Origin of the sequence: Streptomyces sp. NPDC126503, assembly GCF_040302405.1 — a bacterium.
GTDB lineage: Bacteria > Actinomycetota > Actinomycetes > Streptomycetales > Streptomycetaceae > Streptomyces > Streptomyces gulbargensis.
Map to the genome: position 1 here is coordinate 104,680 of NZ_JBEORS010000003.1, position 15,122 is coordinate 119,801.

The 15,122-nt window shown below is 72.5% G+C and carries 14 protein-coding genes; 2 read left to right on the forward strand and 12 right to left on the reverse strand.

Going from position 1 to position 15,122, the window contains the following annotated elements:
* Positions 1-8: 8 nt before the first annotated feature.
* The 12 genes from ABTY40_RS05645 to ABTY40_RS05700 all read right to left on the reverse strand — a co-directional run bounded on the left by ABTY40_RS05645 (position 9) and on the right by ABTY40_RS05700 (position 12,199).
* Positions 9-1,250, reverse strand: coding sequence for an ATP-grasp domain-containing protein (locus ABTY40_RS05645; protein WP_352058322.1), 1,242 nt, complete (start codon positions 1,248-1,250; stop codon positions 9-11).
* A complete protein-coding gene (locus ABTY40_RS05650; protein WP_352058323.1) occupies positions 1,247-2,560 on the reverse strand; it encodes an ATP-grasp domain-containing protein in 1,314 nt (437 codons plus the stop codon). The genes ABTY40_RS05645 and ABTY40_RS05650 overlap by 4 nt, the downstream gene beginning before the upstream one ends.
* Positions 2,557-3,777, reverse strand: a complete 1,221-nt coding sequence (locus ABTY40_RS05655) for an MFS transporter (RefSeq protein WP_352058324.1) — start codon at positions 3,775-3,777, stop codon at positions 2,557-2,559. Before ABTY40_RS05655 ends, ABTY40_RS05650 begins: the two co-directional genes overlap by 4 nt.
* Before the next feature lie 69 nt (positions 3,778-3,846).
* The gene (locus tag ABTY40_RS05660) at positions 3,847-4,503 is read right to left on the reverse strand and encodes an alanyl-tRNA editing protein (protein ID WP_352058325.1); all 657 of its coding nucleotides are present in this window, start codon (positions 4,501-4,503) and stop codon (positions 3,847-3,849) included.
* A 92-nt stretch (positions 4,504-4,595) separates the two neighbouring features.
* Entirely contained in the window at positions 4,596-5,432 is an 837-nt protein-coding gene (locus ABTY40_RS05665) for a 2OG-Fe(II) oxygenase (RefSeq protein WP_352058326.1), read from the reverse strand.
* Positions 5,432-6,775, reverse strand: coding sequence for an ATP-grasp domain-containing protein (locus ABTY40_RS05670; RefSeq protein WP_352058327.1), 1,344 nt, complete (start codon positions 6,773-6,775; stop codon positions 5,432-5,434). Before ABTY40_RS05670 ends, ABTY40_RS05665 begins: the two co-directional genes overlap by 1 nt.
* Positions 6,772-7,944, reverse strand: a complete 1,173-nt coding sequence (locus ABTY40_RS05675; protein WP_352058328.1) for an NAD(P)/FAD-dependent oxidoreductase — start codon at positions 7,942-7,944, stop codon at positions 6,772-6,774. The genes ABTY40_RS05670 and ABTY40_RS05675 overlap by 4 nt, the downstream gene beginning before the upstream one ends.
* A complete protein-coding gene (locus ABTY40_RS05680) occupies positions 7,941-8,327 on the reverse strand; it encodes a cupin domain-containing protein (RefSeq protein WP_345286721.1) in 387 nt (128 codons plus the stop codon). Before ABTY40_RS05680 ends, ABTY40_RS05675 begins: the two co-directional genes overlap by 4 nt.
* A gap of 5 nt (positions 8,328-8,332) precedes the next feature.
* Positions 8,333-9,733 carry a lysine N(6)-hydroxylase/L-ornithine N(5)-oxygenase family protein gene (locus ABTY40_RS05685; protein ID WP_352058329.1) on the reverse strand — a complete coding sequence of 467 codons (1,401 nt, stop codon included), beginning with the start codon at positions 9,731-9,733 and terminating at the stop codon, positions 8,333-8,335.
* Positions 9,734-9,866: 133 nt separating this feature from the next.
* A complete protein-coding gene (locus ABTY40_RS05690) occupies positions 9,867-10,541 on the reverse strand; it encodes a LysE family translocator (protein WP_352058330.1) in 675 nt (224 codons plus the stop codon).
* Entirely contained in the window at positions 10,538-10,855 is a 318-nt protein-coding gene (locus ABTY40_RS05695) for a chorismate mutase (RefSeq protein ID WP_352058331.1), read from the reverse strand. Before ABTY40_RS05695 ends, ABTY40_RS05690 begins: the two co-directional genes overlap by 4 nt.
* Positions 10,856-10,960: 105 nt before the next feature.
* Positions 10,961-12,199: an MFS transporter gene (locus ABTY40_RS05700; protein ID WP_352058332.1), complete on the reverse strand. Its 1,239-nt coding sequence runs from the start codon at positions 12,197-12,199 to the stop codon at positions 10,961-10,963.
* Between the two features lie 272 nt (positions 12,200-12,471).
* Here ABTY40_RS05700 and ABTY40_RS05705 point away from each other — a divergent pair, with 272 nt between their 5' ends.
* Together ABTY40_RS05705 and ABTY40_RS05710 are read left to right on the forward strand one after the other, a co-directional pair.
* Positions 12,472-13,452: an Lrp/AsnC family transcriptional regulator gene (locus tag ABTY40_RS05705; RefSeq protein WP_352058333.1), complete on the forward strand. Its 981-nt coding sequence runs from the start codon at positions 12,472-12,474 to the stop codon at positions 13,450-13,452.
* A 192-nt stretch (positions 13,453-13,644) separates the two neighbouring features.
* On the forward strand, positions 13,645-14,943 hold the full coding sequence (locus ABTY40_RS05710; RefSeq protein ID WP_352058334.1) for a M20/M25/M40 family metallo-hydrolase: 1,299 nt from the start codon (positions 13,645-13,647) through the stop codon (positions 14,941-14,943).
* Positions 14,944-15,122 lie beyond the last annotated feature (179 nt).

A 15,122-nucleotide genomic window follows, 5' to 3' on the forward strand; every position in this document is an offset into this window, starting at 1 on the left:
GGGGCCCTTCAGGCGGTGACGACGGGGCGGATGACGGACTGCAGGGTGTCCAGCGTGGCGGTGACCTCGGCGGGGGTGCCCGCGCGGACGAGGGCGGCGCCGAGGGCGTACTCCATGTAGTGCTCCGGCGGGACGCGGACGGTGGCGCCGGGCCGCGTGTCCACGACGAGGTGCTCCAGGCCGGGGACGGTGGTGGCCTCGGCGAGCCCCTCGAAGCCTTGGAAGGTGCCGGCGTGGGGCGCCAGGAACTTCTGCACTCCGGCGGCGAGTTCGGGCCCGGTGGGCGCGAGGGGGGCCTGACCGGTCGCGATGCGCAGCGTGTTCTCGTAGAAGGACCGGCCGGTGGCGAGCGGGACGAGGTGGGAGGTGATGTGGTCGCCGCCGACGCGGGCGGCGATCTCGATGAGCCGGGCCCGTTCCCCGTCCCACTTGCACTCCAGGTGGAACACCCCGTCGGTGAGGCCGAGTTCGGTGACGACGGCCTCGGTCATGCGGATGATCGCGGCACGTGCCGCTTCCGGCAGCGCGGAGGGGAAGACGTGACGGGTCTCGGTGTGGAAGGGGGCGAGGGTCGTCTTGTCGGTGATCCCGGCGACGGTGACCCGGCCCTGGTGGGCGTACCCCTCGACACTGTGCTCGGAGCCCGTGAGGAACTCCTCCAGGATCAGCTCGCCGGTGCTCGTCGCGAAGATGGGGTGCACTTCGGGGCGGGTGTAGGCGTGGAGCTGGTCGAAGGCGGGGCGCAGGTCGGCGGGGCTGTGGATCTCGAAGATGCCGATGCTGCCGGCGGCGCCGGTGGGCTTGAGGACGGCGGGCGTGCCGACGTGTTCGGCGGCGCGCTCCAGTTCGTCGAAGCTGGTGACGCGGGCGTAGCGGGGCAGGTACTCGGGCAGAGCGGAGAGTGCGCTGCGCATGCGGTGCTTGTTGCGGAAGGCGGGCGCCGCCTCGGGGCTCAGGCCGGGCAGGTCCAGGGCACGGGCCAGTTCGGCGGTGCCCAGGACGTCGCGGTCGCTCCACGTCACGACGCCGGTGACGCGGTGCCGGCGGGCGAGTTCGCGGCCGGCTTCGACGAGTTGCGCGATGTCGTAGGTGGGTACGCGGATCTGCTCGGCCAGCAGGGACGGTGCCACGTCGGCCTTCTGGTCGGTGATCAGCAGCACGTCGAGGCCCAGCTGGTGGGCGGCGCGGAGCGCGGCATGGTGTTCGAGCTGGTTGGGCCGCAGGTTGCACATGATGACGGCGTCGGTCACGGGGTGGTCCTTCGGTACTCGGTGACGGCGGGGGTGGGGTCTTCGGTGGTGAGGGTGATACGGATGTGATCGGCGGCCTTCTCCGCCGCGGCGAGCGCCTCGGCGGGTGTCGGACCGACCGCGATGACGTGGCCGAGCCGGTCCCAGCTGCTGTGCAGGCCCGTGACGACGAGCCCGGGTGCCGCGGTGACGGTGATGTCCTGGACCCCTGGCAGGGCACGCGCCTCCTCGACGCCGTCGATGGCGGCGACCGTGCCGGGCGAGGAGTGCAGGAAGCGGATGGCGGCGCACTGGACCGCGCCGGCCGGCAGGTCCGGGGTCTCGCCGCGCAGCACGCGGGCGAGGTGGTGGTGGAAGTCGCCGCCCCAGGCGAGGGCGATGAGGTCCATGATGCTGTCGCCGGGACAGCGCCCGGCGCACTCGACCAGTACGGGCCCGTCGTCGGTGAGGATCCACTCGGCGCACAGGATGCCGGAGCCTATGCCCACGGCGTCGACAAGGCTCTCCATGCCGGTGCGCAGGGCCTCGTGGGTGGCGGGCGGCAGAGCGGCGGGCAGGACGTGGCCCAGCTCGACGGGGTGGGGGCCGTCCGCGGTGGTCTTGGCGGTGATGTTGAGGAAGAGGAGCCGGCCCTCGCTGACGAGTGCCTCGGCGCTGATCTCCGGTCCGGTCAGGCGTTCCTCGGCGAGATAGCGCCAGGTCATCGGCCGGTCCGCGATCTGGGCTCCCTCGTCGGCGCCGGTCGTGGCGTGCCACGCCGCCGTCACCTCCTCGGGCGGGGTGCCGGGGAGCAGGAATTGGACGCCGAGGCTGGCCTGCCGGTTGGCCGGCTTCAGGACGACCTCCCCGCGTCCTTCCTGGGCGAGGAAGGCGGCCAGGTCGTCTGCCGAGCGCAGTTCGCGGAAGGCCGGTGCCGCCATCCCGGCGGCGCTGGTCGTCTCGCGCAGCACGATCTTGTCGCGCAGGGTGCGGGCGGCGTTCGTCCCCAGGCCGGGAAGGCCGAGCGCGGCGGCGGCCTCGGCGGCCGCCTCGACGGCGTACTCCATCCCGGGCAGCACGCCCGTCACACCGTGCTCGTCGTGGACCCGCCGGACTTCCTCGACGGCATCGCCGGACTGCTGGTAGGCGGCGAGGCGGACTTCGGTGAGGCAGCGGAAGGAGCCCTCCATCGCGGCGATGGGCTTCTTCGCGTAGACGCCGGGGTCTTCCACGACGGTCAGGGAACGCGGGGGCAGGAACTGTTCCAGGGAGCGGATGAAGGCCGGGAAGAAGCCGATCATCACGAGCTGGGGCACAACCGGCGGGGTCACGAGGCCACCTTCGGAGCGGGCGCGGGGGCAGGGGCGGGGGGTGTGGGGCGGACCGTGCCCCAGGCGGTGAGCAGGCCGAGACCGACGAGCGCGAGCGCGCCGACGAGGAGGAACCAGGTGCCACGGCCGAAGTGGGGGGCCAGGGCGAGGTATCCGGCGGCGCCGGCGAAGGAGCCGAGGGACTCCCCCGCCGCCGTGACGATCTGGCGGGCGTTGAACGACTCGTAGGCGGACTCCGCCGTCAGATCGGCGAACGCGGTGTCCACGAGGGGTACGTAGACGGCCTCGCCGAGCGAGAAGACGACGATGCCCGCGAAGATCAGCCACGGGGTGTCGGTGACCACGGCCATCAGCGGGAAGGCGAGGGTCAGCAGCAGGCATCCGTAGCGCGCCAGGGTCAGCGGGGAGGTTCCCGCCTCCAGGCGGCGCGCGACCAGGGCCGAGACCGGGCCCTGGAGCAGGATGACGGCGAGGGCGTTGGCGGTGAAGTACGCGGCGACCGCCCGGCGGTCGACGGTGTCGGCGAGGAAGAGCGGCAGGGCGGAGAACAGCTGGGCGTAGACGAACCAGCCCAGCGCGGTGACGGCCGCGAGCCGTCGGGCGTACGGCGAGCGGAGTATCGACCGGATGAGGGAGAGCCGTTGCCGCAGAGTGCTGGCCTTGCCCTGTGCGGCGGGGACCGGCGGCATCATCAGGCGGGTCGTCGCCGCCGCGAGCAGGTAGCAGCCGCCCACGGCGAGCCAGAGCTGTTCGTTCCAGCCGGCCCAGACGAGGAAGGTACCGGCGACCGGCCCGAGGGAGGCGGCCACGTTCACGGCGAGGTTGACCGCGGCGAAAAGCTTGTGCCGGGCTCCGCTCTCGGGGACGGCCTGGGCGACGTAGGCGCGGACGGTCAGTCCGTTGACGCTGATGCCGCAGCCGGCCGCGAGAAGCAGGACGAGCAGGACGGGGAACGGCGGCCGCAGGGCCAGGGCCGTGAAGGCCCCGGCCGCGAGGAGCAGACCGCCCACCATGGAGCCCCGGACGGGGAAGCGTTCCAGCCGGCCGCTGATGAGCACCGAGGCCGCGCGCGAGGCGACGGTGAAGCACAGCAGTGCGGCTCCCGCCCCGGCCGCTCCCGCTCCGCGTTCCAGCAGCATGGGCAGGACGGGGAGCAGGGAGAAGTATCCGAGGTGCGTGAGGAGATAGGCCGTGGTGAGGGCCAGGGTGCGGCGCATGGGGCTCCGGCGGTCACAAAGGGGGCTGGGAGGTGAGGGCTGTGAAGGGGTGGTGCTCGGTGGCGGGGGTCAGGCGGCGGGGGCGACGGTGAGGCGTACGGTGCCCTTGCCCTTGCCCTTGACGGTCACGGCCAGGGGGCCGATCTCGTCCGTGGAGCGGACGTGGGTGCCGCCGCAGGGGATCGGCGGGTGGCCGTCGATGGCCCACTGCCAGTGCTCGCCCTCGGCGTCGGTGGTGTACCGCTCGATGGGCAGGTCGGCGGCGACGAGGTCGGCGAGACGGGAGGTGAGCGCCGCCGCGTCGGGGCGCTCGGGGGCCTCCCAGGCGACGTCGAGCCGGGCCTTGTCGGGGCTGATCTCGCCGCCGCGGTCCTGCTGCTCCGGGCCGTACTCGGCGGCGAGGGCGATCCACAGCAGGTGCTGGGCGCTGTGCAGGCGCATCAGGCGGTGGCGGCGGTCCCAGTCGACGCTGCCGGCAAGGCGGTCGCCGGCCTCGGGCGGGGTGCCGTTCCACTCCATGCGGTGCAGGACGCTCAGGCCGTCGGGGGACTTGACCGTGTCGAGCACGCGGTGTCCGCCGAGGACGCCCTGGTCGCCGAGCTGTCCGCCGCTGCGGGCGTAGAAGGCGGTCGCGTCGAGGACGAGGGTGTCCTCGGCGACCTGGACGACGGTGGCCTCGAAGTCGCGCAGGTAGGGGTCCTCGCGGTGGAGCAGGTGGGTACGCACGTGGTTCTTCCTTCGGTTCGGGGTGGGGCGGCGGGTGCCCGGGGCCGGCCGGCGGGCAGGCCGGCGAGCCGGCCGGCCCCGGGCGTCCTGGGTCAGGACCAGAGAACGAGCTTGTTCTCCGTGGTGACACCGCAGAAGAACGCGAGCGACAGGCGCCGGCCCGCGGTGTTGGGGTTGATGGCGTGGTAGTTGCGCGAGTCGAACCAGACGGAGTCGCCCACGGTCGGCTTGACCTGGACGCGCGGCTCGTCGGCGGCGACCGACTCGTTCCAGCCGTAGCCGATGCGCTTCTGGTCGTCGCTCGGCTTCCAGCGGCGGCGGTAGACGACGAGCTCGCCGCCCTCCTCCGGCACGCTTATATAGCAGTTGAAGCCGAACTGGGCGACGAGTTCGTGGTCGAAGACGCCGGGGAACTCCCGCATCAGCTCGTCGAAGTGCATCCGGGCGCCGCCGGTCAGCTCGCGGACCATGCCGACGAACAGCTCACGGCCGCCGACGGTTGCGGGCTCCACCGGGCCCTGCCAGATGCGGCGCAGTTCCGCGACGAGGGTGTCCAGCGGGTCGTCGTCGCCCACGATCTGCTTCCAGGTGGCGCGGGACCGCTCCGCGTGCTCCCAGTACTCGGGGCGGATCGTGCCGTCGAGGTAGTAGTCGAAGACGGCCGGACCGAACTTGGTCACCGGCGGGAAGATCCGGCGCTCGTCGTAGGTGTCGAAGTCGGCGGTGTCGAGCGCCTTGATGAGCTCGGCGCAGCGCTCGGCCGACAGGTGGTGGGGAATGCGGACCGCGGCAAGCGTTCCGGCGGCCAGGCGGACCAGATCGGAGCGGGCGGGCTCGTCCTTGGACAGTACGTCGAAGAGCGGGTCGATGTGCTGGATGACCTCCGTGTTCTCCGCAACGAGGGCCGCGTCGTGAAGGGCGGTGTTCATCAGTGGTCCTGTTCCTGTCGTACGGGCATGGATGTGGGTGTGGGGGGTGGGACCGGCGCGCCGGGTGGCGGCGCGACCGTGGTCGTGAGGCGCGCGGCCAGGCGGTGCGCCTGGTCGAGTGCGGTCCGGGCGTCCTCGGCGGTGGTGATGAGGACGCCGCGCCGGGCCGCGGAGTCGGTGAGCGGCGGAACGGTGTCGCCGGGCGCGAGTTGCGGGTCGGCGTGCAGCACACCGGGCAGACCGGTGAGCTCGTTCCAGCCGTGCAGGGCCGTCACGGTGCCGGGTGGCGGCGTGGGGAAGAGGACGGCCGCACCGCGCAGGGTGGTGGCGGGGTCAGTGGGGATCGGGACCTGGGTGGGCAGGCCGAGGAGGTCGCGCAGGACGGTCTCGGAGAGGTCCGCGTCCAGGACGTGTTCGAGCATGAGGTGGATCCAGTCGCCGCCGAAGCGGGTGTGGACCTCGCCGAGGACGGGGCCGTGCTCGGTCCACCAGGCCTCGATGTGGAAGATGCCGCGGCGCAGTCCGAGCGCGGTGACCGCGGCGGTGGCCTCGCGGGCGAGCCCGTCGTGGACCTCGGGTTCCACGGGGGCGGGCAGGGCGTGGGCCAGTTCCACGAAAAGCGGCGGCTTCGTGACGTACTTGGCGGTGACGGCCAGGACGGTCGGCCGGCCTCCCACCAGGACCCCTTCGATGCTGAACTCGGGTCCGGTCACGTACTCCTCCACGAGGAAGGGTCCGGGCGCCGGCAGGGCGGTGATCGCGTCGTCGAGCGCGTCCGGGGTCTCCACGAGCGTGACGCCGATGCTGCCCATCGCGTCGCGGGGCTTCACGACCCACGGGCCCGACCGTCCCGTCACGAACTCCCGGGCTTGGTCCGGGTCGTGACACAGCATGACCGCGGGTTGGCGGAAGCCGGCCTCGGCGAGGGCCGCCCTGCACAGGTCCTTGCGGCGCACGGTGGCGACGACCCGCGGGTCGTTGCCGGGCAGGCCGAGGGTGGCGGCGAGGGTGACGGCCGCTTCCTGGGCGTATTCGCGCGAACTGAAGACCGCGGCGACGTTCCCGGCCGCGCCGGAGCGCGCCCACTCGGCGCACACCTCCGGCTTTTCGTGGTCGAGAGCGCTCACCCGGTCGGCGAGAGCGGTGACGGCGGTCGCGGCGGCCAGCGCCTCGGGCAGGTCGGTGAGGTGGACGGCGAGGCCGAGAGCGTGCGCGGCGCGGATGGTGCGCAGGGTGGAGTCGGCGCCGTGGTCTCTGGCGGCGCCTCCGCCGACGAGCAGGAGGGTGGGGGCGCCGGTGACGTCCTGGGCGGGCAGTGGGGTGCCGGCGGCGGGCTCGGTCATGACGTGGCTCCGCTGGATGCGAGGAGGTGGGGGGTGGTGGGCTGGTCGTGGGGCGTGTCGAGGAGGCGTACGGCCCGTGCGGCGAGCGCGGGGGCGAAACGGATGCCCGAGCCGGAGCAGCCGGTGATCCGGACGAGTCCCGGCGCCGCCGCGGGCCGGTCGACGACGGGAAGCCGGCCCGGCGTGTAGGTGTCGGGGAAGCAGCGGCCCCCGGTGACCTGGCGGGCGAGTGCGGGCAGTCGGCGGGCCAGAGCCCGTACCCCTGCGGCCTTCTCGTCGGCGGGCAGCCCGGCGCGGGGGACTTCGCCGTCGGCCAGGATGCGGCGGGCGGCGAAGCTCACCAGAGGGGTCGCGCCGGGCAGGACGAACAGGTCGTCGTCGAGGAACACGACCCCGGGGGTGTGGGGCCGGTCCCGCAGCGTGCCCGGGGCGAGGTGGAGGGCTGCGACGAGCTTGGTCGTGGTGGCCGCCGAAGGCTCGCCCCGGGGGGTGGCGGGGGCGGTGACGAGGTCGGAGGTGGTGACCGCGCCGGGGTCGCAGACGATCTCGGGGGCGGGCCACGGTCCGGTCGCGAGCAGGACGCGGCGGGCGCGCAGGACGGAGCCGTCCGCCGTGTCGGCGGCCCAGCCGTCGCCGTCCGCCCGTACCCGCGTGACGGTGGTGCGGGTGAGGACCCGGGGTGCGGGGGCGCCGGGTGACGTGCCGTCGAGGACGGCCGTGATCCAGGCGGGAACGTCGAGCAGCGTGCACCGGTCACCCGCGTCGAGGACCGTCTCCCCCTGGCCCAGTCGCAGGTCGGGGTAGGCGGCGTGCAGCGCGGCGAGCCGGGTGGCGTCCGCGACGGGTATCGGGCTGCCGAGGAAACGGCCCGCGGCGGTGGTGACGTTGTCCTGTGCCGTCACGAACAGCATCGGTACGGTTCGCTGGAAGCCGGCGAGGGGGGCCTCGGCCAGCAGGGCGGCGGCCTCCCCCATGAGCGTCCGGTGAGCGGAGTCGGGGGCGTACGGAACGATCAGCGCGGCGGAATGCGCGCTGGTGCCGCCACCGGGCTCGCCCCGGTCGACGAGGACGATCCGGGAGCCGGGCGCGTGCCGTGCGGCGGCCCAGGCGGCGGTGGTGCCGACCATGCCGCCACCGATGATCAGCAGGTCGTCGCGGGGGTCGGTCATCGGGGCTCCCACCAGACGGCGAAGCCCACGAGCGGGCCGGGTCCGCGGCTGACGGCGTGGTGGGGCACCTCGGACGGGATGAAGACGCTCTGCCCGGCGCGGATGCGGATGGTCTCGTCGCCCAGGTGCAGGTCGGCCTCTCCGGCCGAGACCAGCCACATCTCGTGGACGCGGTGGCTTTCGGCGGGAGTGCTCCGGCCGGGGTCGAGGCTCCACCAGTTCACCTTGACGGGGACGTCGGGGCCGCCGGGGAAGCGGTCGGGCAGGACGAACTCGAGCAGGGTGGTGCCGTCGCCGTCGAGCTGGAGTTCGGCTCCGAGGACGCCCTCGCGGGGCAGGTGGGCGATGTCCTGGGCGTCTCGGGCGTGGAGGACATGGGGCATGGCGATCACGGGAGTAGCGTTCCTGCTTCGGTCGCGGTGGGGGCGGTGGAGGTGGCCGTACGGGCGGCGGGGGCGGGGCTGGGGGTGCTCGGCCCGAGGACGAAGGCGGCCGGCTCGAAGGTGAAGGTGGTGTCGAAGCCGTCGGTCTTGAACACCTCACGTCCTGTCAGGGAGTTGAGGATGGTGGCGCTGCGCCAGGTCGAGAGGCTGAGGTTGGGGTCGGCGACGCCGTGGCTGTGGCGGGCCGCGTTCTGCACCCAGATCCCGCCCGTGCCGACGAGCTCTCCGCGTCCGGCCGGCCGCGTCGCCGTGTCGAGACGGAAGTCGGCGCGGGTGCGGAAGGTGCCGTCGTCGTGGCGCGGGAGTTCGTCAAGGAGCGGGGTGAGGAACTCGGGGGCGGCGGAGGAGTATCCGGTCGCGAGGATCACGGTGTCCACCACGGCGGTGTGCTCCTCGCCCGGCTCGATCCCGCTGAGCAGAGCCTCGTAGCCCGAGTCCAGCCGGCCGAGCCGTTCGAGCCGGCAGCCGGGCAGGACCGCGTGGCCGAACGCGGTGTCCTCCAGGTAGTCCAGCTCGTACAGGCGGCGGTAGATGTCGGACAGCAGGTCCTCGCTGACGCCGTCGCTCGTGTAGCGCAGGACGTCGAGCAACCGGGCCCGGACCGGCGGCCCCGCGCGGTGGAAGCGCTGCACCGCCCCGGGGGTGTACCAGTCGTTGCTGAAGGCCGAGTCGTCGAGCGGGGGCAGGCCGATCCGGCCGGTGGCCCACATCAGTTCCGACGGCAGCGCCCCGGGCGCGGAGAGCAGGTGGTGCACGATCTCGGCGGCGCTCTGGCCGCCGCCGACCACCAGGACCCGCGCTCCCCCGGTACGGCGCGGCGCCTTCAGGAAGTCGTGGGCGTGCAGGACGTCCGGGCCGAGGAAGGGGCGCGTGTGCGCCGGCACATGGGGGCGTTGGCCGTGTCCGAGTACGAGGTTGCGGGCCCGCCAGGTCGTGTCGGGGGTGTGGATCCGGAAGCCCTCGGGGACACGCTCGACGGCGTGGACGTCCTGGCCGAAGTGGACCGACCCGACCCGGTCGGCGGCCCAGGCGAAGTACTGCTCGAACTCCTTGCGGTGGACGGCGCTGCGGGAGCTGACCAGGAAGCGGTGGATGCGGCCGGTGGTGACCAGGTAGTTGAGGAAGGAGTGCGGATTCGTCGGCGAGGAGAGGCTGACGAGGTCTTTCCAGGGAGAGACCTGGAGCTTGGCTCCGGGGAGCATGAGGCCGGGGTGCCACCGCATCGCGGTGTCACGTTCCAGAACGGCGAGGCTGAGTCCGGGAATCTCGGTGGCGAGGGCGGCGAGGCTGAGGTTGGAAGGGCCACAGCCCACGGCTATGACGTCGTACAGGGGGTGTGCGGACACGTTCCCCTCCGATCCGAAGGTGCGCTGGCGGGCGGCTCGGCACGACGGTGTGCCGAGTCGCTGCGGTGATGCGGTGTGCATGCGGGCAGTGCGGTGTCTCGGTGGGCGAGAGGTCGAACCGCTGACTCCTCGGTCAGGAAGTCAGGACGATGACGAGGGCCAGGGCGATGAGGACCAGGCCGGTCGCGGCATGGAGCGCGCGTCGCGCGGCGGGACGCCGGAAGAAGGCCTGGAAGGAGCCGACCGCGAGGGAGACGGCGGTGAACCAGAGGAGCACCATGAGGACGGTGACCACGCCCAGCAGGGTCTTGTCCGCCCACGTCGAACGGTCCGTCAGGAACTGCGGCAGCAGCGCGACGAGGAACACGATCGACTTCGGGTTGAGCACGTTGGTGATGAGGCCCTGGCGGAAGGCCGCCCACCGTACGTCGTTCCGCCCGGAACCGGACCGGGTACCCGAACCGGCGTCGCGCTCGGTACCGCTGTCGCCGTCGACGAGCGCACCGGCGTCCGTCGTGCGGGCCGCGAGCAGGGAACGTACACCGAGGTAGCAGAGGTACGCGGCGCCCGCCAGGGTGATCACCCGGAACACCGTGGGTGAGGCGGCGAGCGCGGCACCGACGCCCACGACGGCGGCGACGGTGTTGACCGCCATGCCCGCCGCGACACCGGCCGCCGCCCCCAGTCCCGCCGGCCGGCCGCGGAGCGCGGCGAAGCGGCTGACGAGGGCGAAGTCGGGCCCCGGTGACATGGCACCGAGCAGGGCCACGCCGGCGTAGGCCGCCACCACCTCGAAACCGATCATCATGCGCGGCGCTCCCCCGCTGCCTCGTCGGCGGTGCTCCGACGGGCGCCCGGCAGAGCACCACGGCAGGTGGTGAGCACGAGATGCGCCAGGGCCGTACCGGCGGAGCCGAGGAGGTCGGTGTAGCGGCCGATGACCTCGTTCTCGCGGCTGAGCTGGGTGCGCGGTCCGCCGACGTCGAGGCGGATCCGCTGGATGCGGCGGGAGTGCTCGCGCCTCTCGGCCACGAGCCGGCTGATCTCCGTGTCGATGGTGTCGATCCGGGAGCGCAGGGCCGTGATGTCGTCCTGCGCCTCGGTGGTCAGGTCGAGGGGCATGGGTGTCTCCGATGCGAGTACGGCTGGCGGGCGGGGGCGGAAGAGTCGCCGGAGAGGGACGGCAGGAGGGTGCTCTTGGCGTGCGGGTGCCGTCGGACCGGTGGGTCAGGCGCCGAGCGGACGGTTGCCCGGTGGTACCAGGGCGGGCCGGTCCGGGGCCAGGCGGAAGCGTGCGACGAGGAAGGTGAGCGCGCACAGCAGGGTGATGTAGGCGGGGAAGGCCACACCGGGGGCGTGGTCAGTGGCCCACACGCTGACGTACGGCGCCGTGCCTCCGAAGGCGGCGACGGTCGCCGCGTACGGCAGTCCGATGCCGGTGCCCCGGGCGCCCTTCGGGAACAGTTCCGCCATCACGAGCGCCGCCGTGGCACCGTAGCCGCTGAAGAGGAGCAGGCCGGCGATCTCGGCGCCGAGCAGGCCGCCGAAGGACACGCCGGCGAGGGCGTGGAGCGGGATGCACGCGAGGGCGAAGCCGCCCGAGAAGGTCATCACCATCCGTCGCGGTCCGATGCGGTCGGCGAGGACGCCGACGAACGGCAGTGCGGCCAGGAGGACGACTTGGGCGATGGTCGTGGCGAGCAGCGCGCTGCCCCGGTCGACGCCCGCCTGCGCGGCGGCGTGAGCGGGCAGGCCGACGATCCAGGTGTAGTAGACGACGGTGGCGCCCGCGGTGATGCCGCACAGGGTGAGCGCCGCACCGGCGTTGCGCCTCAGCGGCGCGAACATGCCTTCGCCTGTGGCGGTTCCACGGGCCTCCGGGGCGAGGGTCTCGTTCATCCCGCGCCGCAGTACCGCGAGCAGCAGGGCGGCGACGCCGCCGACGAGGAACGGGATCCGCCAGCCCCAGGACGACATCGCGTCCGCGTCCAGGACGAGGGCGAGGAGCGCGCCGAGTCCGGAGGCGAGGAGGGTGCCGGCGAGGTTGCCGATGTAGAGGAAGCTGGAGTAGAGGCCCTTGCGTCCCGGGGGAGCGGACTCCACGAGATAGGCTGCGGCAGCAGCGAACTCTCCGCCGGCGGAAAGGCCTTGGGCGAGACGGGCCGTGACGAGGAGGACGGGTGCCAGGACCCCGATGGTGCCGTGGTCGGGCGTCAGGCCGATGAGGAGGCTGCCCGCTGCCATCAGCGCGATCGACAGGAGCATGGCCGTGCGCCGGCCGCGCCGGTCGCTGAGCGCCCCCATCAGCAGTCCGCCCACGGGGCGGGCCACGAAGCCGACCGCGAAGACCGCCAGCGAGGAGAGCAGTGCCGTGCCGGCGCTTCCCGCGACGAAGAACTGCGCCGCGAAGAACGGGGCCATCAGCGCGTAGACGTTCCAGTCGTACCACTCCAGGGCGTTGCCCACGGTCGCGGCGAGGAGATTGCGTCTGCCGGGCGCCGTGCGGGTCGTACCTAAGTCACCGCCATGGCCCGCGGGAGTGTCCGTCGGGTCTTTCCTCGCTGGTGGGACAGGTCCGGCCCCCATGCGCGTCGTCTGTTCCACAGTTTCCCCCTCAGCACTGTGCGTTACGTCGCCCACTCTGACAGTGTTGAATTGAACCGTCAAGTGAGTAGCGTTCATTGCGTGATTCAGACATCATGGAGACACATATGACGGGTAACGACAATGCCAGGGACATGGATCGGCGTATCGCCGCCGCCCTCCAACTCCACGGTCGCGCCCCCTGGGACCAGATCGCGCAAGTCCTCGACCTCCCCGAGCGCACCACCGCACGGCGGGGCCAGCGGATGCTCGAAACCGGGCAGGTCCGTGTGGTCGGACTGCTCGACACCCAGCTGATCGGCCGGCCCGCCCCCGTACTGCTGCGGCTGCGCGTCGAGACCGGGCACGCCTGGAACATCGCCGAGACCTTCTGTCGCCTCACCGAGACCCGGACGGTGCTGGCGCTCCTGGGCACCTTCGACCACTTCGTGGAGGTCATCCCCGAGAGCCACGACAGCCTGCGCACCCTGCTCTTCGACGGAATGCCGCCCCAGGTCCGCAGTTCCTCGTCCCACCCGGTCCTGCGCTTCTACACCGGCAGCCACGAATGGAACACCGGCACGCTCACCGCCGCCGAGGAATCGGCCCTGCGCCAGCCTTCCCGCGCCCCCTTCGGAGCACGGCGCGGTGAGGTGCGCCCGCACCCCGACGAGCTGCGGATGGCCGAGCTCCTCGCCCAGGACGGCCGCATGTCCACCACCCGGCTGGCCGCCGAACTCGGCGTCAGCCAGGCCACCGCCTCCCGCCGGCTCTCCTCGCTCCTCGAACAGGACGTCATCCGGGTCCGCGCGGACGTCGCCCCCTCGCTCTTCGGGCTCACCACCGAGGCACTGCTGTGGCTGAACGTCGACTACCGCCATCTGGACACCGTGGGACGCACCCTGGCGGAACGGCCCGAGGTCATCACCCTCGTCTCGATCACCGGTGAATACCAGATCTGCGCCCACGTCGCGGTCCGCGATCCCTACCACCTCCAGGACTTCCTCACCGGCGTGGTCGGCAACCTCGACGGGGTCGGCGAGATCGACGTGACCGTGCTCCTCGAGGTCTTCAAGCGCGGCGGGTTCACGGTCGCCGCCCCGAAGGACCGGGCGGACGCAAGCCCGGACGCCTGACCGACCGCCGATCGGGGCATGCCACCCGCGACGCGCCGCCCATCGCCGTGCCCGTTCCCGTACGACTCCGGCGAAAACCACCCCTCACGCGCCGGAGCAGCCCAACGTACGAGTGCGGCGCCCTCGAACTCCGCTCCTGCCACCCCGTACCGACCCGTACCGACGAACCACCACCCGAAGGAGAAACGGAACATGACCTCCCCCGAGGAGCCCTCCGCCTCGCGCGTCGTGCAGTACTGCTCCGAGCTGATAAGCATCGACACCACGGTCGGCCACCAGCCGGAGCGGAAGGCCGCGGAGTACGTCGCCGAGCGGCTCGCCGGGGTGGGCCTGGAACCGCTGATGCTCGAAGGCGCCCCCGGACGCACCAACGTCATCGCCCGTATGCCGGGCCGCGAGCCCGGACTCGCCCCGCTGCTCGTCCACGGCCACCTCGACGTCGTCCCCGCCGACCCCGCGGACTGGAGCGTCCACCCCTTTTCCGGTGAGATACGCGACGGCTACGTCTGGGGACGCGGGGCCGTGGACATGAAGGACATGATCGCGATGATCCTCGACGTCGTGACCACGATGCGCGCTGCCGGCCAGACCCCCCGCCGCGACGTGATCCTCGCGTTCGTCGCCGACGAGGAGGACGGCGGCACCCACGGCGCCGCATGGCTCACCGAGCAGCACCCCCACCTCTTCGCGGACTGCGAGACCGCGATCGGCGAAGTCGGCGGCTTCAGCGTGCCCTCCCCCTCCGGCCCCCTCTACTTACTGGAGACAGCGCAGAAGGGCGCCTTCACCCTGGAACTGACCGCGAACGGTCTCGCCGGGCACGGCTCCATGCTCAACGAACGCAACGCCGTCCAGAGCCTCGCCCGCACCGTCGCGGCCATCGCCGACCATCCCTTCCCCCTCCTCCTCACACCCACGACCCGCGAGTTCCTCGACCGGCTCGGCGAAGCCTTCGGCCTGAGCGACACCCGGAACGACCCGGAGCAGGCGCTGGCAGCCGTCGGGGAGATCGGCAGAATCATCGGGGCCACCCTGCGCCACACCGCCACCCCCGTCGCCCTCAACGCCGGCGGCGCCCCCAACGTCATACCGGCGCACGCCCACGCCCGCATCGACTGTCGTAGCGTGCCCGGCCATGAGGAGGAATTCCTCGCCGAACTGCGCCGCCTGATCCCACCGGGGATCACCTCGGAGGTGGTACCTCGCGGAAGCGGTCACGAGTACGCCCTCGACGAGAACCTCGCCGGCACCATCACCGCCGCCCTCCTGGCCGAGGACCCCACCGCCCAGCTCGTCCCGTTCTGCATGTCCTCGGCGACCGACGCCCGCCACTTCTCACGCCTCGGCATCCGCTGCTACGGCTTCGTCCCCCTCCGCCTGCCCCCCGGCGGAGACTTCGTCTCCATGTTCCACGGCATCGACGAACGCGTCGCCGTCGACTCCCTGACCTTCGGCACCCGAGTCCTCCACCGCTTCCTCAGCACGTACTGAGCCCGCCCACGCCCACCGACGACGGCCTCCCATCGGGACAGCGCGGGGCGCACGGACCGCTCGACGACCACTTCCCCCGGGGCGCATGAGCGTTCCCTGGGGAGCGGTCGGTCCCGACCCTGTCCTGACGCCCGCGCGGACGAGAACGGTGACGGCATCGTCACCACCACCGAGGGGCT

Excerpts from the sequence above, each read along its gene's own strand:
- ABTY40_RS05675 (WP_352058328.1), bottom strand. The coding sequence starts at position 7,944 with ATGACCGACCCCCGCGACGACCTGCTGATCATCGGTGGCGGCATGGTC.
- ABTY40_RS05695 (WP_352058331.1), bottom strand. The coding sequence starts at position 10,855 with ATGCCCCTCGACCTGACCACCGAGGCGCAGGACGACATCACGGCCCTG.
- ABTY40_RS05710 (WP_352058334.1), top strand. The coding sequence starts at position 13,645 with ATGACCTCCCCCGAGGAGCCCTCCGCCTCGCGCGTCGTGCAGTACTGC.
- ABTY40_RS05655 (WP_352058324.1), bottom strand. The coding sequence starts at position 3,777 with ATGCGCCGCACCCTGGCCCTCACCACGGCCTATCTCCTCACGCACCTC.
- ABTY40_RS05680 (WP_345286721.1), bottom strand. The coding sequence starts at position 8,327 with ATGCCCCATGTCCTCCACGCCCGAGACGCCCAGGACATCGCCCACCTG.
- ABTY40_RS05670 (WP_352058327.1), bottom strand. The coding sequence starts at position 6,775 with ATGACCGAGCCCGCCGCCGGCACCCCACTGCCCGCCCAGGACGTCACC.
- ABTY40_RS05665 (WP_352058326.1), bottom strand. The coding sequence starts at position 5,432 with ATGAACACCGCCCTTCACGACGCGGCCCTCGTTGCGGAGAACACGGAG.
- ABTY40_RS05705 (WP_352058333.1), top strand. The coding sequence starts at position 12,472 with ATGGATCGGCGTATCGCCGCCGCCCTCCAACTCCACGGTCGCGCCCCC.
- ABTY40_RS05690 (WP_352058330.1), bottom strand. The coding sequence starts at position 10,541 with ATGATGATCGGTTTCGAGGTGGTGGCGGCCTACGCCGGCGTGGCCCTG.